This is a genomic window from Bartonella bennetti (genome assembly GCF_045945445.1).
Taxonomy (GTDB): domain Bacteria; phylum Pseudomonadota; class Alphaproteobacteria; order Rhizobiales; family Rhizobiaceae; genus Bartonella.
This window is the reverse complement of the sequence record NZ_CP174576.1, coordinates 1482439-1503734: the sequence shown is the minus strand read 5'-3', so window position 1 is coordinate 1503734 and position 21296 is coordinate 1482439. Positions and strand designations below refer to the sequence as shown.

Annotated in this window: 20 protein-coding genes; 12 read left to right on the top strand and 8 right to left on the bottom strand. The window is 33.6% G+C overall.

Annotated elements, in window-relative coordinates; genetic code table 11:
- Window positions 1-92 precede the first annotated feature (92 nt).
- The 3 genes from lptB to lptC all read right to left on the bottom strand — a co-directional run bounded on the left by lptB (window position 93) and on the right by lptC (window position 2210).
- Window positions 93-887 (bottom strand): LPS export ABC transporter ATP-binding protein, encoded by a 795-nt coding sequence (lptB, locus tag ACJTDF_RS06765; protein ID WP_407965518.1) that lies wholly within the window; start codon window positions 885-887, stop codon window positions 93-95.
- Between the two features lie 6 nt (window positions 888-893).
- On the bottom strand, window positions 894-1493 hold the full coding sequence (locus ACJTDF_RS06760; RefSeq protein ID WP_407965517.1) for an LptA/OstA family protein: 600 nt from the start codon (window positions 1491-1493) through the stop codon (window positions 894-896).
- A gap of 66 nt (window positions 1494-1559) precedes the next feature.
- Window positions 1560-2210 (bottom strand): LPS export ABC transporter periplasmic protein LptC, encoded by a 651-nt coding sequence (gene lptC, locus ACJTDF_RS06755; RefSeq protein WP_407965516.1) that lies wholly within the window; start codon window positions 2208-2210, stop codon window positions 1560-1562.
- 218 nt (window positions 2211-2428) lie between these two features.
- Between lptC and ACJTDF_RS06750 the strand changes: the two genes are divergently transcribed.
- The 7 genes from ACJTDF_RS06750 to ACJTDF_RS06720 all read left to right on the top strand — a co-directional run bounded on the left by ACJTDF_RS06750 (window position 2429) and on the right by ACJTDF_RS06720 (window position 7923).
- Window positions 2429-2707: an integration host factor subunit beta gene (locus ACJTDF_RS06750; protein ID WP_407966240.1), complete on the top strand. Its 279-nt coding sequence runs from the start codon at window positions 2429-2431 to the stop codon at window positions 2705-2707.
- Window positions 2708-2715: 8 nt separating this feature from the next.
- A complete protein-coding gene (locus ACJTDF_RS06745; RefSeq protein WP_407965515.1) occupies window positions 2716-3027 on the top strand; it encodes a LapA family protein in 312 nt (103 codons plus the stop codon).
- Window positions 3028-3186: 159 nt separating this feature from the next.
- Window positions 3187-4119, top strand: coding sequence for a class I SAM-dependent rRNA methyltransferase (locus ACJTDF_RS06740; protein ID WP_407965514.1), 933 nt, complete (start codon window positions 3187-3189; stop codon window positions 4117-4119).
- Between the two features lie 2 nt (window positions 4120-4121).
- Window positions 4122-4970 (top strand): TrmH family RNA methyltransferase, encoded by an 849-nt coding sequence (locus tag ACJTDF_RS06735; protein ID WP_407965513.1) that lies wholly within the window; start codon window positions 4122-4124, stop codon window positions 4968-4970.
- Complete coding sequence (gene lspA, locus ACJTDF_RS06730) at window positions 4967-5470, top strand: signal peptidase II (RefSeq protein WP_407965512.1); 504 nt, start codon at window positions 4967-4969, stop codon at window positions 5468-5470. Before ACJTDF_RS06735 ends, lspA begins: the two co-directional genes overlap by 4 nt.
- 704 nt (window positions 5471-6174) lie before the next feature.
- Window positions 6175-6948 carry a Bax inhibitor-1 family protein gene (locus ACJTDF_RS06725; RefSeq protein ID WP_407965511.1) on the top strand — a complete coding sequence of 258 codons (774 nt, stop codon included), beginning with the start codon at window positions 6175-6177 and terminating at the stop codon, window positions 6946-6948.
- A gap of 96 nt (window positions 6949-7044) precedes the next feature.
- On the top strand, window positions 7045-7923 hold the full coding sequence (locus ACJTDF_RS06720; RefSeq protein WP_407966239.1) for an endonuclease/exonuclease/phosphatase family protein: 879 nt from the start codon (window positions 7045-7047) through the stop codon (window positions 7921-7923).
- Here the strand turns inward: ACJTDF_RS06720 and polA are convergent.
- The 5 genes from polA to ACJTDF_RS06695 all read right to left on the bottom strand — a co-directional run bounded on the left by polA (window position 7920) and on the right by ACJTDF_RS06695 (window position 14620).
- Complete coding sequence (polA, locus tag ACJTDF_RS06715) at window positions 7920-10826, bottom strand: DNA polymerase I (protein WP_407965510.1); 2907 nt, start codon at window positions 10824-10826, stop codon at window positions 7920-7922. The two genes, ACJTDF_RS06720 and polA, sit on opposite strands and share 4 nt — an antisense overlap.
- A 306-nt stretch (window positions 10827-11132) precedes the next feature.
- Window positions 11133-11840: a DNA polymerase III subunit epsilon gene (dnaQ, locus tag ACJTDF_RS06710; RefSeq protein WP_407965509.1), complete on the bottom strand. Its 708-nt coding sequence runs from the start codon at window positions 11838-11840 to the stop codon at window positions 11133-11135.
- A gap of 3 nt (window positions 11841-11843) precedes the next feature.
- Complete coding sequence (coaE, locus tag ACJTDF_RS06705) at window positions 11844-12446, bottom strand: dephospho-CoA kinase (protein ID WP_407965508.1); 603 nt, start codon at window positions 12444-12446, stop codon at window positions 11844-11846.
- A gap of 777 nt (window positions 12447-13223) precedes the next feature.
- Window positions 13224-13820, bottom strand: a complete 597-nt coding sequence (locus ACJTDF_RS06700) for a Maf family nucleotide pyrophosphatase (protein ID WP_407965507.1) — start codon at window positions 13818-13820, stop codon at window positions 13224-13226.
- Window positions 13817-14620: a pyruvate, water dikinase regulatory protein gene (locus ACJTDF_RS06695; RefSeq protein WP_407966238.1), complete on the bottom strand. Its 804-nt coding sequence runs from the start codon at window positions 14618-14620 to the stop codon at window positions 13817-13819. Before ACJTDF_RS06695 ends, ACJTDF_RS06700 begins: the two co-directional genes overlap by 4 nt.
- A 613-nt stretch (window positions 14621-15233) precedes the next feature.
- On the opposite strand from ACJTDF_RS06695, the gene rho reads away from it, so the two are divergent.
- From rho to ACJTDF_RS06670, 5 genes are all read left to right on the top strand, one after another.
- Window positions 15234-16499 (top strand): transcription termination factor Rho, encoded by a 1266-nt coding sequence (gene rho / locus ACJTDF_RS06690; protein ID WP_407965506.1) that lies wholly within the window; start codon window positions 15234-15236, stop codon window positions 16497-16499.
- A gap of 29 nt (window positions 16500-16528) precedes the next feature.
- On the top strand, window positions 16529-17836 hold the full coding sequence (gene mnmE / locus ACJTDF_RS06685; protein WP_407965505.1) for a tRNA uridine-5-carboxymethylaminomethyl(34) synthesis GTPase MnmE: 1308 nt from the start codon (window positions 16529-16531) through the stop codon (window positions 17834-17836).
- A 126-nt stretch (window positions 17837-17962) separates the two neighbouring features.
- Window positions 17963-19831 carry a tRNA uridine-5-carboxymethylaminomethyl(34) synthesis enzyme MnmG gene (gene mnmG / locus ACJTDF_RS06680; RefSeq protein WP_407965504.1) on the top strand — a complete coding sequence of 623 codons (1869 nt, stop codon included), beginning with the start codon at window positions 17963-17965 and terminating at the stop codon, window positions 19829-19831.
- On the top strand, window positions 19831-20490 hold the full coding sequence (gene rsmG, locus ACJTDF_RS06675) for a 16S rRNA (guanine(527)-N(7))-methyltransferase RsmG (RefSeq protein WP_407965503.1): 660 nt from the start codon (window positions 19831-19833) through the stop codon (window positions 20488-20490). The genes mnmG and rsmG overlap by 1 nt, the downstream gene beginning before the upstream one ends.
- Window positions 20487-21284: a ParA family protein gene (locus ACJTDF_RS06670; RefSeq protein ID WP_407965502.1), complete on the top strand. Its 798-nt coding sequence runs from the start codon at window positions 20487-20489 to the stop codon at window positions 21282-21284. The genes rsmG and ACJTDF_RS06670 overlap by 4 nt, the downstream gene beginning before the upstream one ends.
- Window positions 21285-21296 lie beyond the last annotated feature (12 nt).

Here is a 21296-nt window from a genome sequence, read left to right as displayed (position 1 = left end):
CCTATTGAAATCAATAAACGCTATTGGCTATGATAAACAATTGTATTTATTGTAAGGTTTTTAAACTTGAATATTCTTTAAAAACGGAGAAACTAAAGAGAAAACTGATTTCCCAAATAAATTTCACGAACATCAGCATTATTGATAATGTCGTTCGGGCAACCATGAACTAACACTTCTCCTGCATGAATAACATAAGCACGATCAACAAGCTCCAATGTTTCGCGCACATTATGATCCGTTACTAAAACGCCGATACCACGTTGAGTTAAATGACGAACAAGCTGTTTAATATCAGAAATAGCGATGGGGTCAATTCCTGCAAATGGTTCATCAAGTAACATAAAATTAGGGCGAGAAGCTAAAGCGCGCGCAATTTCAAGACGCCTGCGTTCACCTCCCGATAAAGAAAGAGCTGGCATTTTGCGTAAATGATCAATTTTAAATTCATGCAAAAGCGCATCTAACTCTTCACAGCGTTTCAAGCGATCTTTTTGAATTAATTCCAGAACAGCTTTAATATTATTTTCTACTGAAAGACCACGAAAAATTGAAGCTTCTTGCGGTAAATATCCAATCCCTAAACGAGCACGCCGATACATTGGCAAATGGGTAATGTCAAACCCATCAATCTCGATTGAACCACCATCCGATTTAACTAAACCTGTAACCATATAAAAACAGGTCGTTTTGCCAGCACCATTAGGACCTAAAATACCGACAATCTCTCCAGCACAAATATTAAACGAAACACGATTAACAACCTGTCTTCCTCGATAAACTTTAATTAAATTATGAGCAACTAAAGTCCTACTTGAGGTTTTTTTTAAAGCCTTACTCATAAGATTGTGTTCAATTGTCTGCTTTTCTCTTTTGATTCCAAACATGAAATCTTAACGACCATTCTTTGAGCTTGATTCTAAAATAATCGAAACACGATTCTTCTTTCCGGGCTCCTTACATCCTTCAAGAGAAGCTTTTCCTGTTTTCATATTAGCTGTTAATATGCACCCTTCAGCCACATTATCGCCATCGGTTAATACAACATTATTACCTGTTAAGATTATCATATTCGATTGTCCATCAAAAATAGCTTTATCACCCTTAGCAGTTTGTGTTGCCATTTTGATATAAACCTCACCTGAAGCTTCTACTTGTTTAATATCTGTCGAACCAATCTTTTCAGGAAAAATTGATTGTGTTTTCAACTGATTTATACCACCTGTTATATGTGCTTTATTATAATAAATAGCTAATTTTGATGTTCGTAAAAGTCGCTCACCCTGCATCACTGAAACATTGCCATTAAAAATAGCAATGCCTTCTTTATCACGTATTTCTAAAGAATCTGCGTAAAGTTCCATTGGCTCTTTTCCATTTAATCCATCGATTCCGAAATGAGTTACTGCAGCATATCCATTAATTGATCCCAATATCGCCAAATTTAAAGCTAAAATACTCACCCACTCTTTACACGATTTTTTTGTCTTCATTCTTGATTTTTTTTCTCGTATAAACCTACATATGCCTTCTATAAACACTACTCCAAATTCCTTCTGTTATTTTTCCTTCTGATCAAGAACAATACGTACTCCTTTTTGAAAATACATAACTTGCTCTTTCTCATAAATTTGCAGAGCATTCGCCATAAGATGAAAACCTGCACTTTGAATATTTAAAGGTTGATCTGTATTAAATTGACTTTTAGATAAATCAATCTTTGCAGTTGTAAATTTTGCAATTATTCCATCTTGCGTTGTAACCGTAAAAGGTTCATCCAATTTTAAATGACTCTTAATATTATCATAAACTCCTCCTTGTGCATCAATAAAAATTTGCCCCCGTCCCTCTGTAGGCACTTCAGCTGTAATATTCTTTAATCCAATAATTCCAGAAAACTTACGATCTTGAAACGCTTTTTCTGCTTTAATTCTGTAAGGCTTATGAAAATTCGTATAGCCTTCTAATCTTGGATTAAGCATTGTTAATTGTGCTATTTCCTCTTCTTCATGATTCAAAAGCACCTTATCAAAAGAAACAAAAATAGAAAAAAATGTAAACCAGCAAAAAATTAATGCTATAATCAATGCAAGAAGTGGTAAACAAATTTTTAGCAAGCGAACTTGATGGGAATGAAAATATGTTTTTTTTAAAATATTGCTAAAAGGTGATTCTATCGAAAAAAATTCATATTGGTTATGCACAGTCATGTTTTTAATTTCTCAGATATTTCGTTTTTTTATTTATAGAGTTTTTATAAGACATATTTTAAATTTTATTTATTGCAATCTTCCTTTTACTAGCTTTATTTTACTTTTAATGATTTATATATTGGAATATGCATATTCTATATATGTAACGTGCATATATGAAACACACAATTGCAACAAAAAATCTTTTTTCGTATGAATATGAAAGAGAGGCTATTTTGGTTAAATCGGAACTTGTACAAATCATTGCTCGTCATAATCCGCATCTTATGCAACGCGATGCAGAAAATGTTGTAAGTGCTATTTTTGAAGAAATTTCAGCAGCTCTTGCCAATGGTCAACGTGTTGAACTACGTGGTTTCGGTGCTTTTTCTATAAAAGCACGTTCAGCCCGCAATGGCCGCAATCCACGAACAGGTGAAACTGTTATGGTTGAAGAGAAATGGGTTCCTTTTTTCAAAACAGGTAAAGATTTACGCGACCGGCTTAATAAATGAGTAAATCCATGATCATTAAACGCTTTCTCTTAGCGGTTATTTTGGTGCCTATTACAGCTTTCTTGATTGGCTTCACCGTTGCTAATCGCCAAATCGTTATACTAACTGTTTATCCTTTTCAAAACAACTCTGAATATTTTACTTATCAAGCCCCTCTTTTTGTTTGGCTTTTTATTTTTTTTTGTTTTGGTATTGTGTTGAGTAGTATAATCAATTGGTTTGCACAACATAAAAACCGCAAAGCCTTAAAAGAAAGCAAAACTGAGATAGAGAAATTAAAAATATCAATTGCTAATAAATCTAATATAACGACACTATAGGAAAATTTCCTCTATAGTGCCCGAAAGATAATAAATCTAGAGATATTTTCTCTTGTTTCCTATACATAGTTTAATTAACTTACAGCTCTTAACCTCATAAGGACTTTAGCGAATATTTAAAATAATCCCTTTTTAGAATAATGTATTACGACACTCAATATGCCTGCACAATCTTTCCAACCACGCTCTAGTAAAGTATACCCACGAGAGAAATTACCTTTTATTTTAGAAACAAAAACGAGCACAGATTATGCTTTAATTGATTCTGGTAATGGAAAAAAACTAGAGCGTTATGGTTCCTACCGTATTATTCGACCAGAAAGTCAAGCGCTATGGCAACCAGCTTTATCACAAAAAAATTGGGCTAATGTCGATGCAATTTTTACAGGTAACCGAGATGAAGAAGGGATTGGTCGTTGGTATTTTCCTAAAAAGCCTCTTGGTGAAACATGGCCACTTTCTTGGAATGGTTTATCTTTTCTGGGACGTTTTACTTCCTTTCGCCATGTAGGTGTTTTTCCTGAACAAGATGCTCATTGGCGTTCACTAGAAGAACAAATTATTAAAACCAACCGTCCTGTCAAATTGTTAAATCTCTTTGGCTATACAGGCATTGCTTCTCTAATTGGGGCACGTTCAGGTGCAATTGTTACCCATGTTGATGCTTCTAAAAAGGCTATCATCTGGGCGAAAGCTAATCAGGAAAAAGCAGGATTATTAGATCGTCCCATTCGTTGGATATGCGACGATGCAATAAAATTTGTTGAACGTGAATTACGCCGTCAAAAAAGCTATGATTTGATTCTCCTCGATCCTCCTGCTTATGGACGCGGACCTCATAACGAAATTTGGCAATTGTTTGATCACTTACCAACCATGATTAAAAACTGCCGCAAACTCTTATCGAACAAACCACTTGCTGTCATTCTCACAGTTTATTCTATTCGTGCTTCCTTTTATACATTTCATACTTTAATGCGTGATGCATTTACAAATCTTGGTGGTACAATAGAATCGGGAGAATTGATTTTGCGTGAAGAATCGGCTGGACGTGCTCTTTCTACTTCTCTTTTTAGCCGTTGGATTGCTTGAACATGTGTAAACAAAAAATCGGCAAAGTTAAAGAAATTACATCCCTTAGCAATCCTATCATTAAAGATTTTAAAGCGCTAAACAAAAAGAAAAATCGCAATCGAGAAGGTATCTTCATGGCAGAAGGACTAAAACTGGTCATTGATGCTTTAAATCTTGGTTGGACAATTCACACACTTATCGTTTCTAAAAATTCACTGCATAATTCCATCATTGAAAACACCGCTGCAAAAACTATAGCCAATGGTGGTTCTGTAATTAAAGCCTCACAACAGGTTTTAGAATCCATTACCCACCGTGACAATCCGCAAACAGTTGTTGGTATTTTTAAGCAACAATGGCACTCTATTGAAAAAATAATAAGACGAGTCGATGATGTCTATATCGCACTTGATCGTGTGCGTGATCCTGGAAATCTTGGAACTATCATCCGTACTGCTGACGCAGCAGGAGCAAAAGGAATTGTTTTGATTGGAGAAACAACAGATCCTTTTTCACCAGAAACAGTACGTGCAACAATGGGATCTATATTTTCCATACCACTTTATCGTTGTAATGAAAGTACTTTTCTAAATTGGTCTACCCATTTTAGAGGTATGATCGTTGGTACGCACCTTAAAGGACCTGTCGATTACCGCACAATTGATTTTAAAAATGGTCCGATTATACTTTTAATGGGAAATGAACAACAAGGTTTATCGGATGTTCTCGTAAATCACTGTAATAATCTGGCGCGTATCCCACAATGTGGACATGCAGATTCACTTAATTTAGCAGTAGCAACAGCTATTATGCTCTATGAAATTCGCCGCTCTTACTTAACTTTTGAATCATGCAAGGATAAAAAATGACACGCAAGTCATTGCTCTTTCTTTTTTTCATCTTAATCTTTACAGTAGGGCTTGATCAGGCAATCAAATATTGGATTATACATACCCTACAATTAGGAGAAGAAATACCGATTTTTTCTTTTATTTCTCTCTATCATGTCCGCAATTCTGGCATTGCATTTTCATTTCTTTCTTCGTATCCTCATTGGGGGATTGTTGCTCTTACGCTCATTATTATTGTTTTTCTTTTATGGTTGTGGAAAAATACTGAAAATGACAAATTTTTATCGCATATTGGTATTGCCTTTATTATTGGTGGGGCGATTGGTAATCTTATAGATCGCATTCGTTTTCATTATGTCATAGATTACCTACTCTTTCATATTAGTGATATCTTTTCTTTTGCTGTTTTCAACCTTGCTGATACTTTTATCACACTCGGTGCTGTTGCTGTTTTAATTGACGAATTTTGTATATGGACTAAAAAAAAATGTTATTCTAACAACATATCTCTTGAATAAAGAAAACCAGATTTTTTCAAATTCTACATTACCAGTTCCTGGCGTTTTTTCTATGGGACTATCACAACGTGAGAAAAAATTGTTTCAATGTTAGTGCATAAACAGAAGTAAATAGAAAGGGCATACTTTCTCGTAGATCTGTTAAGTTTTTTATGATTATAGGATATAGATAAAAGCTATTTAAAACCTTCTTACAAATTCTAAAACTAAAGATTAATGCTCACAGAAATCATCTGTTATAACTAATTATAAAAAATTAATAGAGCTTACTCAAAAAGAAAAAGAATTCAAAAACGTTCTTGCCCCTTATGAATCGTATTGTATTCACTTTTTTCATTTTACAAGTGCATAGAAAACATCAACCATATTATATTTCTTTTTTATTTTTCTTTAGCCATTAAAACTGACAAAATCTGTATTATTGTCATGATACCGTTTTTTACATCAAGCACATTACACTTCTCTTAATAATTTAGAAAAAAATAACCTTTCACTACTAATTTTTAAACTTTATTTCCAACAAAAAACTCTTGTAATTTTCAAATAAATCTCCATAATAGGGAGAAGTGTGCTAGAATTCTGTTAGGGTCTTAAGAGTATTTATATTCGCCTTATAAATAAAGGCTTATATTAAGAACATAAAGGAGTGGTAAGCTTCTTTTGACTTGAGTGCCTTACGGAAAATATGCTAAAGGACTTATATTATGGCTGATTTTAAAAATTTACGTTCGGCATCTGTTTCTCATGCCGATGCATCAATTGATCAAGGCTTGCGCAGTTACATGCTAGGCGTCTATAACACGATGGCCATTGGTTTGCTTATTACAGCTGTTGCCGCTTACGCAATTGCCTCATTAGCTACAACAACAAATATGAGTCAAGCTGCAGCTCAAATTAATGGAAGTGTTTATTTAACATCATTTGGTGTGACGTTTTATATGTCACCGTTTTCTTATGTTATTATGTTTGCACCGCTTGTAGCTGTATTATTTCTCAGTTTTAAAATTAATGCGCTTAGTACTGGTGTGGCGCGGAGCCTCTTTTTTGGTTATGCTACTCTTGTAGGACTCTCGCTATCGTCGATTATTCTGCGTTATACGCCAGAAAGTATTGTACAAACATTTGTTATTACTTCTGCTGCTTTTGGTTCTTTATCACTATACGGTTATACTACAAAACGTGATCTCACAGCTGTAGGGTCGTTTTTGTTTATGGGTTTAGTTGGTTTAATGCTTGCTGTAATTGTGAACATTTTTCTCGATTCAAGTGCCTTGCAATTTGCGATCTCTGTGATTGGTGTTCTCGTTTTTGCTGGTTTAACGGCTTACAATACACAAAACATAAAGTTGATGTATTATGAAGGAGATGGATATGATACTCGCGGCCGTAAAATTATTATGGGTGCGTTGAATCTGTATCTTGATTTCATTAATATGTTTGTTTTTTTGTTGCAATTTCTTGGTTCAAACCGCGATTAATAAAACTATTTAATTTAAAAGCCTTGCTTTCTTTAGAAAGCAAGGCTTTTTATCTTTAATAGTAAATGCTGTCTTTAAACACATTAACATGATTAAATATTAGAAAATAACAAAAAACTAAAATTTTATTGGCTTTTTATATTGATCCAGAGAAAATTTCATAATCCTTCACTAAGAACAACTTATAATCACTCTGGTTATCATAAAAATGTAACCAATCGTAATGATAACTATGACCTTACTGTAGCCTCTTATAATATCCATAAATGTGTTGGTGTTGATAAAATTTTTAATCCTGCTCGTATTGTGCGTGTTATCACTGAATTACAAACAGACATTCTTGCTCTTCAAGAAGCGGATAGGCGTTTTGGAGAACGTACAGGTTTGATTGATCTTCAACTCTTAAAAGCTGAAACGGGGTTAATTCCAGTACCTCTAAAGACTATGTCACCGAATGGCCATGGCTGGCACGGCAATGCTCTTTTTTTGCGCCAAGGACGTATACATAATATCTCACAAATCACTTTACCTGGTTTTGAACCCCGTGGTGCTATAATTGTAGAATTAAAAATGAAATCAGGTTTTATTCGTGTTATAGCAGCTCATTTTGGTTTGTTCCGCCATTCTCGTAATAAGCAAGTAAAAATGCTTCTTGCACTTCTTAAAAAATATTCTGTTATGCCTACACTTCTCATTGGTGACTTAAATGAATGGCGTAAAGGTAAAGGTTCATCATTAAATTTTTTTTTCCCTTACTTTGATATCACATTTGGTAGCGTACCAAGCTTTCCTTCTCCCTTTCCTTTTTTAGCTCTTGATAGAATTTTTGCTTTTCCTCATCAATTAATAATAAATGTTGAAAGCCATTATTCACCACTCGCGCGTATTGCCTCTGATCACTTGCCTATCAAAGCATATCTTAACCTTTCAAAAGCAATGGCTACTCTTAAACATAAAATAAATGAAAAAAATTAATGTGCTTCGTCCCAATTTTGAGCTGCTACAACTTTTACTTCAAGCGGTACAGATAAAGATAATGCCGGCATTGTAGCATTTTCCATAACTTTTCTAATGAGAATCGCAGTTTTTGTACTTTCGGATTTAGGTACTTCGAAAATGAGTTCATCATGTACTTGCAATAACATTTTAGCCGATAATTTTTCTTTTTCTAAAGCATTTTCCATTTGAATCATAGCACGACGAATAATGTCTGCTGCTGATCCCTGGATTGGTGCATTGATAGCAGCTCGCTCATTAAAGGCACGAATTTGTGGATTAACTGCTTTTATTTCAGGATAGTGGATACGACGTCCAAAAATGGTCTCTACATAACCATGATGACGTGCAAACATTTTTGTTTTTTCCATATAATCCTCTATTCCCGGAAATCTTTCAAAATATAGCTGAATATAATGGCTAGCTTCCTTGCGCGAAATTCCTAATTGATTTGCTAATCCAAAGGGCGAAATGCCATAAATAATACCAAAATTAATAGCTTTTGCACGCCGACGTATCTCTGATGACATTCCTTCAACCGCAACTCCAAACATTTGGGATGCAGTCATAGCATGAATATCCTGACCTTGTGCAAATGCTTCTTTTAATGCCGTTATATCAGCAAAATGTGCAAGGATACGTAATTCAATCTGACTATAATCAGCTGATAACAGTAAATGTCCTTCTGAAGCAATAAAAGCTGTTCGGATTTTTCGTCCCTCAGCAGTTCGTACTGGAATATTCTGCAGATTAGGTTCTGATGATGACAATCGTCCTGTCGATGTTGTTGCTAGAGAATAATTCGTATGAACACGACCAGTTTTAGGCAAAATATAAGAAGGTAAAGCATCTGTATAGGTAGATTTTAGTTTTGTAAGTTGACGCCAATCAACAATTTTTCTTGGTAAAATATGGCCTTCAGCAGCTAACTCTTCTAAAGTCTGCGCCGATGTTGACCATTGGCCACTTTTCGTCTTAGCGCCGCCAGGTAAGCCTACTTTACCAAAAAGGATATCTCCTAGTTGCTTTGGTGAAGCAATATTAAACTTTTCACCAACGAGCTGATAAATTTCCTCTTCTAAAATTAAAGCAGCCTGTGCCAACTCTCCTGAAAGGCGTGATAAAATCTGTCGATCAACAAGAATTCCACGTTCTTCCATTCTTGCGAGAATTTCTATTAATGGACGATCAAGACGTTCATAAATTTTTGTCATCCTTTGTGCAACAAGCTGTGGTTTTAATACTTGCCATAAACGAAGTGTTATATCAGCATCTTCTGCTGCATATAGAGTTGCCTGTTTCAAATCTATTTGTGCAAAAGAGTTTATTTTTCTTCCATTATAAGTCAAATCTTTATAGGTGATTGGTTTGTGCCCAAGCCAACGTTCAGATAAAATATCCATACCATGTGTTGAAATTCCAGCCTCTAAAGCATAAGATAAAAGCATTGTATCATCAAAAGAACGTATTAAAATATTGTATTGTTTCATCACTAACCAGTCATATTTTATATTTTGGCCAATTTTTAATACGGCTTGGTTTTCCAATATAGGTTTTAAAAGTGTTAAAGCTTTTTGTGTCTCAATTTGAGGAACAATACGCCCACCTCCCAAAAGATCATTCTCTCCTGCAACATGTTCAAGTGGAATATAGGCTGCTTTCCCAGGCTGTAAGGCCAATGAAAAACCAACAAGTTTTGCTTGCATAGGATCGAGAGAAGTTGTTTCAGTATCAAAAGCAAAATAACCTTGTTCTTTTGCTTCTAATAGCCATTCTTTTAGAGTTTCCTCATCAACAATAGTCTTATAGGCATCTCTTACAATTTTTTGAATGAGAACTTGATCTTTGCGTTTTTGTGCTAAAATCTGTGGGGAATTCTCAGAAAAATCGTGAAATAAGGCTGTATCATCTTCCTTGGCGCTCAGATCAGCCTCGCATGTAATTTTTTTCCACTCAATATCTATCTCTAACGCATCAATAACCGCAGCATCACATGATGTCTCTTTTGCTACACGACGTGTTAGTGCCGTAAACTCCATAGCTTTCAAAAAAGCGATCAAACGCGGACCATTTTGTGGTTCCAAAACAAAATGATCTAAGTTTTTATCTATAGGAACATCTGTTTTAAGTTTAACTAGTTCACGAGAAATTTTTGCTTGCTCACTATAAGCTTGGATATTTTCACGTCGCTTTATTTGCTTAATTTCTGTCACACGTTGCAGTAAAAGATCAAGAGAACCAAATTGATCTAATAATTGTGCTGCAATTTTGGGGCCAATACCTGGTATGCCTGGTATATTATCTGTTGGATCTCCAGTTAAAGCCTGCAAATCAATCATTTTTTCAGGCATTACACCCCATTTCTCTATGACTTCAGAGATACCTATATGCTTATCTTTCATGCTGTCATATAGAGACACATGCATGTTTACTAATTGCATCAAATCTTTATCAGAAGAAATAATAGTTGTTTTTGCTCCGACCTGTGTCGCTAATTGCGCATAGGTAGCAATTAAATCATCTGCTTCAAATCCTTCTTTTTCGATACAAGGTAAATTAAAAGCTTCTGTTGCTTGTCGGATTAGTGCAAACTGAGGAATAAGATCCTCTGGAGGTGCTGCTCGATTGGCTTTATATTGAGGATAAATTTGCTTACGAAAAGTGTTAGATGAATAATCAAAAATGATAGCAATATGGGTTGGGATAACACCAATAGCGGTATTACGAGCATCACAGAGTAATTTCCATAGCATATTACAAAAACCAGCCACGGCTCCTACAGGAAGCCCATCCTTTTTGCGTTTTAAAGGTGGTAGAGCATGATAAGCACGAAAAATATAGCCTGATCCATCAACTAAAAAAAGGTGGTCATTTTCTTTCATAACGATTTTATCTCTCCCTTTTCATACAAAAAAATATACTTTTATGTTTTTATTGATCCTATTTTAAAATTTGCTGGTTTTGCCTCTAAAAAGCCATTTTTTATTGTCATAGGTTTAGGATATCGCTGCGTTTTATGTTCAGTACCTAGAGCTTTTCTTTGCTGTTACAGGATATAATAGCTTTATTTTGTTCCTCCTATGATAGCTGGGGTACAATGTAGTGATGAGGTCGTTGTGGTGTTCCCCTCCCCACAACGGCCGTATTTTTTGAGAAATTTTCTAACAAAAACGCAGAACAGTTTTTATTTAAGTGATTTCGAAGCGATTCCACAAAGCCTTATCACCTATCTTTTTGATTAAATTAGCATGCATATTTTTTTCCTGTTTACTTAATCTTTGAGGCAAAGCTTGAGAGCGAATTTTGTCTGTATGAAAAACATTCTTGCTATCTTGAACATTCATAACATCAAAATTTTCATAATTATCAAAACTAAATATTCCTTGTTTTCCACCAATTAACTCGATATATACATCGGCAAGAATTTCTGCATCAAGTAGAGCCCCATGAAGTACACGATGACTATTATCAATTCCAAAACGTTTACATAAAACATCAAGGGAGTTAGGTCCCATAGGGAATCTGCGCCGTGCTATAGATAATGTATCAATGACATTATCACTATTGACAAGGGGTTTATTAACTCGTTCTAATTCTGCGTTAAGAAAACCGATATCAAAATTTGCATTATGAGCAACGATCGTTGCACTATCAATAAAATCCAAAAGCGCATCGACAATGTCTTCAAAATTTTTTTCATCTTTTAAGCGTTCATTGGTTAATCCATGAATAGCGATAACTTCATCAGGAATAATAACTCCTTGTGGATTTAAATAAACATGAAATCTGCGTCCTGTAAGATAACGGTTGATCATTTCTATACAACCTATTTCAATTATGCGATCACTTTCTTTATTTAATCCTGTTGTTTCAGTATCAAAAATAATCTCACGCATTCTTTAACTCTCTTTAGAAGCATCTTTTAATAAGCTTTTTATCACCTGTAAAACTTGTTGACGAGTATCTTCCAAATCTTTCCCCGTATTAATAACAAAATCAGCATATTTTCGTTTTTGTTTATCAGATACTTGTCTAGTATTAATAATTGAAAATTTTTCTTCGTTCATATTCGGTCGGTTCATTGCACGTGCCTTTTGTATTTCTGGTGGAGAAGATACAACGACTATGCTATCAACACGATTTTCACTCTTTGTTTCAAAAAGAAGAGGAATATCAAGAACAACTAATTTTTTTTTCTGCTGACGTGCTATGTTAATAAATTCCTCTTCTTTTTTTTGTACTAAAGGATGAATTATTTTTTCTAAAATCTTTAATTTTTTACTGTTATTGACTACAATCTCAGAAAGTTTCATACGATTAACCAGGTTGTTTTCAATAACACCAGGAAAAGCGCGTTCTATAAGAGACACCGTTAGTTCATCGCTATAAAGTTGGTGTACAGCTTCATCTGCACTGAAAACAGGAACACCTGCTTGTTTAAAAAAATCAGCCGCTGTTGATTTTCCCATTGCTATTGATCCAGTTAGTCCTATAATTTTCATAATTTATCTTCACACATGTTTTCTAAAATCGCTTTCCGCAATTTCTTTGTTATCAAAGATTTCATTCCAAACTACTGTTCAAAATCAGGAACAACTTAGTGTAAAAGCATTCTAAATCCATCAACCATTTTTATTTACCTGTTATAAAAAATATTATTAATGGAATATAAATAATACCTGTTGCCAATATTATTGGCTCAGTTTTATAAAAATCACAAATTTTTTTCATTTTCAAAAATGCTTGGTATAAGCTATCGACTTCCCAAAACACTCAACCAAACCCTCTGCATGTTGTTTTATACTACTAAGTAAAGAATTTTTTCAATTTTATGTGCTTTAAGAGTATACAGAATAACACTTACAATCACCACTCATACCAAAAACGAGAGCTGTTTCCCCAACCCATTTAGGAAAAAAATCGTCAAGATTAGCAAAAAAACATAAGTATCGTGATTTGTGGTGTAAAGCTTTTTCCTTAAAATCATATTGTATTAACAACACCAACAACTGTAGCTATCTGATCTTTATAAGTTACTAAATGGAAAGCATCCTGCTTAATATAGTAAAGTAACATCACTTTCATAAAAATTTCTTCTTTTTATAGATATAAGGGGAATCTTTGAATTTTCTAAAGATTACTTTTGTGCAATATATTCATTTATCAAATTGTATTGCTTGAGCCAAAAACTATGAATTTTTAGTGATTTTAAATGATAAATTAAATAATCAACAATAAAAGCACGTAGATACATTCCCTTTTTATAATTCATTACCAAGTCAGTCATCAATAATTCCTAAGTGACGTAATTTTATTAATAAAGGTAGTAAAGGTAAACCAACAATAGTAAAAAAATCTCCTTCAATTTTTTCAAAAAGGCGGATTCCTTCTCCTTCAATCTGATAGATTCCTGCACTTCTTAAAACATTTATTCCTACACGCGCTAAATAACTTTCAATAAATTTTGGTGAAAGAGAACGTACCGTCATGTGAGCACTAAAAACCTCAGACCAAATTTCTTCACCATTTTGAACTAAAGCAATGGCACTATGAAGAATATGTTTTTTTCCTGACAAAATAAGTAAACGTTGATGTGCTTCCTGATCGTTTTTTACTTTATGAAGAATTTTACCTTCAAAATCAAAGACTTGATCACAACCAATTACTAATGCGTTAGGAAAACGATCAGAAACATTTTTTGCTTTCATATTTGCAAGAAAGCAACTGAGTTTTTCAGGATTCTCTATTTTTACTGTTTTTTCTATTTCTCTTTCGTCAAAAGAAGCTCCTTCAACAGAAAATTTTAAACCGGCTTTTCTTAATAGCTGGGCGCGATAAGGACTAAGAGATGCTAATATTAATGATTTTTTTATCATTTTTTTTCTTTTTTTCCTTCGCGAAATTGTGATAAAAGTTCAAGAACAGCTGCGGCTGTCTCTTCAATGGAACGCCTTGTAACATCAATAACAGGCCAAGAAAAACGTTCACAAATACGTTTTGTATAAATAAGCTCTTCTGCTATACTAATACGATCAGTATAACTCTCTATAAAAAAATCATCTCCTAAATCTCTATTTTCACGAATATGTGAAATTCTTTCAGCTGAAGCAATAAAACCAACAATTAAAGCATTACTTGCTTCAAAAATGGTTTTGGGTAAATCAATTCCTTGAATAAGAGGAATATTAGCGGTTTTAATTCCACGGTTTGCTAAGTAAATACTTGTTGGTGTTTTAGAAGTCCTTGAAATACCTATAAGAATTACATCCGCATCTAATAAACTATTAGGACATTGTCCATCATCATGCTCTATTGTAAAATCTAAAGCCTTAATGCGACGGAAATAATCTGCATTAAGTTCATGTTGTGCACTTACACGTAAATTTTTAGGTGTTCCAATATAAGATTGAAAGACATTAAAAATAGGATCTAATATATCAACACAAGGGATAGATATTTTTGCGCAAGTTTCATCAATCAACTGTTTAATTTCTTTATCTATAATCGTGTAAAGAACAATCCCTGGTTTTTTTCTTATCTCATTAATAACTCGCTGCAACTGCATTTTACTGCGAATCATTGGATAAACATGTTCTATAGCCTGCCTTACCTTATATTGTGATGCTACAGCTCTTCCAGCAGAAATTAATGTCTCTCCCGTTGCATCAGAAATCATATACAAATGAAAAAAATTTTTTTCACCCACAGAAAAATTAATCCCTTGTTAATCAATGTGTATAAAATTTTATAAATTTTAGAAAACTAAAATTTTTAAAAATATCATTATCATTATGCACAAATTCAAAAAAAATAATAAATAAATTTACCCTGTGGAAAAAAACAAGGATAATACTCTTAAAAGTTTATTTATTATTGTTCTTTTTTTTTTTCCTTGTTGATAAAATTGAGGATAAATAAAGTGTAAATAATAATTCACACTAAACACAGGTCTTAATAAGAAGAATCCTCTTAAATCTCAAATTTATTTATTATATATTCCGGAATTAAATTAATATGCTTTTATTAAAATATGAATGATATATATTAGCTATTAAGTTCATTTGAGCTTAAATAAAATCTTATTATAAAGGGCTAAAGTGATATAATTACCTAAAATAACTTATGAAAAAAACTCTTTTAGAGAACAAATCTATTTTTTCTTCAATATTTATGATTGAGTAATGCTTGCAGTTTAAAAGAGTTGAGTATATGATGTTTTTATCTATAGGAATATTCTTTTCCTTTTAAAATTCTAGAAACAGTTCCCCATTAATCAAAGAGCATATTTTATGCAAGAAATGAAATTACAAGAACTCAAAAGTAAAAATCCAGTTGAACTTGTTTCTTTTGCTGAAACATTAGAAGTTGAAAATGCTTCATTAATGCGCAAACAAGAATTAATGTTTGCTATTTTGAAAAAACTTACCTTACAAAATGTAGAAATTATAGGCGAAGGTGTTGTTGAAGTTTTACAAGATGGATTTGGATTTCTTCGATCTGCTGATGCTAATTATCTTCCAGGACCAGATGATATTTATCTTTCACCAACACAGATACAAAATTTTTCATTAAAGACAGGAGACACTGTTGAAGGTCCAATAAGAGGGCCAAAAGAAGGAGAACGTTATTTTGCTCTTCTTAAAGTTAATACAATTAATTTTGAAGATCCTGAAAAAATTCGTTATAAAATTCATTTTGATAATCTTACTCCTCTTTATTCAAATGAACGTTTCCAGATGGAAGTGCAAAATCCTACAGATAAAGATATGTCATCGCGAGTAATTGATTTGATATCTCCTTTAGGAAAAGGGCAAAGAGGTTTGATTGTTGCACCACCGCGAACAGGAAAAACAGTTTTATTGCAGAATATTGCTCATTCTATTACAACAAATCATCCTGAATGTTATCTTATTGTTTTATTAATAGACGAGCGTCCAGAAGAAGTTACTGATATGCAACGTTCTGTAAAAGGAGAAGTTGTTTCTTCTACTTTTGATGAACCAGCAATACGTCACGTACAAGTAGCCGAAATGGTTATTGAAAAAGCTAAGAGATTAGTTGAATATGGGCGTGATGTCGTTATTCTTCTTGATTCAATTACACGTCTTGGACGTGCATATAATACTGTTGTTCCTTCATCAGGAAAGGTTTTAACAGGTGGTGTGGATGCGAATGCTTTACAACGTCCTAAGCGTTTTTTTGGTGCAGCTCGTAATATTGAAGAAGGGGGATCTCTAACTATTATAGCAACAGCTTTAATAGATACGGGAAGCCGTATGGATGAAGTTATTTTTGAAGAGTTTAAGGGAACTGGTAATTCAGAAATTGTTCTTGATCGTAAAGTTGCTGATAAGCGTACTTTTCCAGCTATGGATATTCTTAAATCAGGGACACGTAAAGAAGAACTTTTGGTAGCTCGTCAAGATCTACATAAGATTTTTGTTCTTCGTCGTATATTAGCACCTATGAGTGTAACAGATGCTATTGAATTTTTAATTGATAAATTAAAACAAACAAAAAATAATAGTGAATTTTTTGATTCAATGAATACGTAATTTTTTTGTTTTGAATTAGGATTAAATCTGTGGATACAATCTTTGCTGTCTCAAGTGGGTTGTTGCCTTCAGGAGTTGCAATTGTTCGACTTTCTGGTCCTCATGTTAGGAATATTGTTAAGACACTTTGTGGTTGTTTGCCTAAAGCGCGATTGATGCATTATGGAGATCTTATTGCTCGCGATGGAAGCTTTTTAGATTCTGCTCTAACAGTTTTTTTTCCTGCACCTCATAGTTTTACAGGAGAAGATTGTGCAGAATTTCATTTACATGGAAGCAAAGCTGTTGTTAATCGTTTTCTTGATGAATTAATTACTTTTGAAAACTGTCGTTTTGCAGAAGCTGGAGAATTTTCACGTCGAGCATTTGTTGAAGGTAAATTGGATTTAATTCAAGCAGAAAGTCTTGCTGATTTAATTCAAGCAGAAACGGAAAGTCAAAGACGTTTAGCTATTATAGGCACAAATGGTACTTTAACAAAACTTTATAGTGATTGGCGCCAAAGACTCATAACAGCGCGTGCTTTAATAGAAGCGGAGCTCGACTTTTCTGATGAAAGTGATATTCCTAATTCCGTATCTGATAAGGTTTGGCAAGATATAGAGAAACTTCGTGATTCACTATATGAACATATTTCTGCAGGAGAGCGTGCAAGTATTTTAAATGATGGAATTAGAATTGCTATAGTAGGTGCTCCAAATTGTGGAAAATCAAGTATTATTAATCGTCTTTCTGGAAGATCTATTGCTATTGTATCAGAAGAAGAAGGAACAACACGTGATGCTTTAGAAGTTAGATTAATACTTGGTGGTTTACCTGTTTTTTTTACCGACACTGCTGGTTTAAGAGAGACAGAAAATAAAATAGAATTATTGGGAATAGAAACTGCGAAAAAACACATTATAGAAGCTGACTTAGTTATTTTTGTTTATGATATGAATAATCCTCAAGAAGTTCTTTTACCAAAGACTTCAGCTGAAATATGGCATGTAGGTAATAAACTCGATCTTTGTGAAGGAGATAAAACACGCTGGCCAATACAATTTTCGACATTAAATGGTTTAAACTTTGATTATTTTATAAAAGAAATTGAATTATTTTGCTTGCGGTGTAATACTGAAATTGGAAATGTTATTCCAGCAAGAAAAAGGCAACTTCAATTATTGAAGGAGGTTGTTGAGGAAATTAATGCATCATTGAATTCTTTTTCTCTTGATTTAAGTTTACGTGCAGAACACCTCCGTCGAGCGAGTCATGCGCTTGGACGAATTACAGGTGATATTGATATTGAAGATTTACTTGATACTATTTTTTCACGATTTTGTGTCGGTAAATAGTGATTCACGTGAAACATTTAAATTTGTTTTAATTATTTGATAGACAGATTTATAATATAATATTATGTATTTTATACATTCTTTTTTATATAAAATTAAAAATCAATTCTTTATGGAATGAATTAAATGCAATCATATGATGTCATTGTTATAGGAGGTGGACACGCTGGTTGTGAAGCAGCTTCAGCTTCAGCACGTGTTGGAGCAAGGACAGCACTTGTTACATATCAAATATCAACAATTGGAACGATGTCATGTAACCCAGCTATTGGTGGACTTGGAAAAGGACATTTGGTTCGTGAAATAGATGCTTTAGATGGTTTGATGGGGCAAGCTGCAGACGCTGCTGGAATTCAGTTTAGACTTCTTAATAGACGAAAAGGACCAGCAGTGAGAGGTCCACGTACACAAGCTGATAGAGAATTGTATAAAAATAAAATTCAACAACTTTTACAGAAACAAGATAATTTAATTCTTATTGAAGATGAAGTTATTGATTTAATTGTTAAAGATGGTCATATATCAGGTGTTTTTTTAAAAAAACAAGGAAAGATTCTTTCGAATGCAGTTGTTTTAACAACGGGCACGTTTTTACGTGGACTTATCCATATTGGTAATAAAACATGGCCCGCTGGTCGCATGGGTGAAAAATCAAGCATACAACTCGCTGAACATCTGGAAAATTATGGTGTGAATCTTAGACGATTAAAAACAGGAACACCTGCTCGTCTTAGCAAAAAAACAATTTCTTGGAATAAACTTCCTAAACAACAAGCTGATGAAGAACCTATTCCGTTTTCTTTACTAACAGAAAAAATTGAGCAACCTCAAATTGAATGTGCAATAACACGAACAAATGAAAAAACGCATCAAATTATTCGTGAAAATATTCATAAATCAGCGTTATATTCTGGAGCTATTGAAGGATTAGGACCACGATATTGTCCTTCAATTGAAGATAAAATTATCAAATTTGGTGATCGTGATGGACATCAAATTTTTCTAGAGCCAGAAGGATTAAATAATGATACGATTTATCCAAACGGTATTTCCACATCTCTTCCTGAAGAAATACAATTCTCTTTTTTGAGAACAATTGAAGGACTAGAAAATGTCGAAATTTTACAACCTGGCTATGCAATTGAATATGATTTTGTTGATCCTATACAACTTTCCAAAACGTTAGAATTAAAATCTTTACCAGGTTTATTTTTAGCAGGACAAATTAATGGTACAACAGGCTATGAAGAAGCAGCTGCTCAAGGTCTTTTAGCTGGGTTAAATGCTGCTCGTCAGGTTGGTGGTTTGGAAGAAATTATTTTAAGTCGTTCTACAGCTTATATAGGTGTCATGATAGATGATTTAGTTTCACGCGGGATTTGTGAACCTTATCGAATGTTTACATCACGGGCTGAATTTCGCTTATCACTTCGAGCTGATAATGCGGATACTCGTTTAACACCTTTAGCCCAAAAATGGGGAATTGTTAGCCAGACTCGTTGGATTTGTTATCAACAAAAACAACAGCTTCTTGATCAAGCACGTTTAATGTGTCAAAAACTTTTTTTAACACCTAACGAAGCATCTATTCATGGTTTGCAAATAAATCATGATGGAATTAGACGTTCTGCTTATGATCTTTTAGCACGTCCTCATATGAGTGTAGCACGTCTTGCACATTTTTGGCCACAATTACGTTCAATTGATGCTAAAACAGTTGAAGCTTTGGAAATTGAAGCTCAGTATGCGGTCTATTTAGAAAGACAAACACAAGATATTATAGCTCTTCAACGAGATGAGCGTTTAGAAATACCTTCTTCTCTTAATTTTCAAAAAATTTCTGGTCTTTCGAATGAGTTAAAAACAAAAATTCAACAAATATCGCCGCGGTCAATTGCTGATGCACAGAAAATTGATGGTATGACACCAGCAGCATTATCACTAATCCTTACATATATTCAACGCCAACGACGTGAAAAAGCGAAATTAGCTTAATGGTTATTTCTTCAGAACAAAAATATCAAGATACTTTAAAAATAATACCCTCCGTTTCACGTGAAACGATAAAACATTTAATAGAATTTGAATCTCTAGTAATTCAATGGAATGTACATATTAATTTGATCTCTACTACAACAATACCAGTTTTATGGACACGTCATATTTTAGATTCTGCACAAATTTATCCTTTAAAAAGTCAATTTTTACATTGGTGTGATCTTGGATCAGGAGGAGGTTTTCCTGCTATTGTTATTGCTATTTTTCTCAAAGAGAAAAAAGGTGGACATATTGATTTAGTTGAAAGTAATGGAAAAAAAGCAGCTTTTTTACGAAATGTTATTGCACAACTTAACCTTCCAGCAACAGTTCATAATTGTAGAATCGAAGATGTATACAAAAAAATAAAAACACCGGATATCTTAACAGCAAGAGGTTTAGCTTCATTAGACACTCTTTTACACTTTATGTCACCTTGGTTAACACAAAAAACAATTGCTCTTTTGCAAAAAGGTAGGGATTACGTTAAAGAAATAAAAAATGCTACTGCCAATTGGCGCTTTGATCTGCTAAAACATGAAAGTAAAATTGATGAAAATTCTGTTATCTTAGAAATTTCTCATGTTCGATCATGTAAAAAGGGTAAAGCAAAATGAGCGAAACACGAATTATCGCTATTGCAAACCAAAAAGGTGGGGTAGGTAAAACAACAACAACAATTAATCTTGCAACAGCTTTGGCTGCTGTTGGTAAAAACATTCTTATTATGGATATTGATCCACAAGGAAATGCAAGCACAGGATTGGGAATCGATCGTAATAGTCGTCCTTTATCATCTTATGATGTTTTAGTTTCTGGAGTTTCAGTTGCAGATGCTGCTTTGAAAACAGCTGTGCCTAATCTGCATATTGTTCCGTCTACACTTGATTTATTAGGCATTGAAATGGAAATTGCTTCTTCACAAGATCGTATTCAACGATTGCGTAAGGCTCTTTGTCATGATTCCAAAATAACCACAAAATTTAACTATATTTTAATTGATTGTCCTCCTTCTCTTAATCTTTTGACATTAAATGCTATGGGAGCTGCAAATTCTGTTCTAGTGCCAATGCAATGTGAATTTTTAGCTCTTGAAGGTTTAAGCCAATTACTTGAAACTGTAAAACAAGTACGGTCTGTTTTAAATACATCTTTAGAAATTCAGGGTATTGTTTTAACAATGTATGATGGGCGGAATAATCTTTCAAATCAAGTTGTTGAAGATGTTCGCTCTTTTATGGGAGAAAAAGTTTATCGTACTGTTATTCCACGTAATGTACGTGTATCTGAAGCTCCTTCTTTTGGCAAACCAGTATTACTTTATGATCTCAAATGTGCTGGTAGCCAAGCCTATTTGCGGTTAGCATCGGAAGTTATTCAACGTGAAAAACAAGGGCAAGCTGCAGCTTAGAAAGTGTAAAAA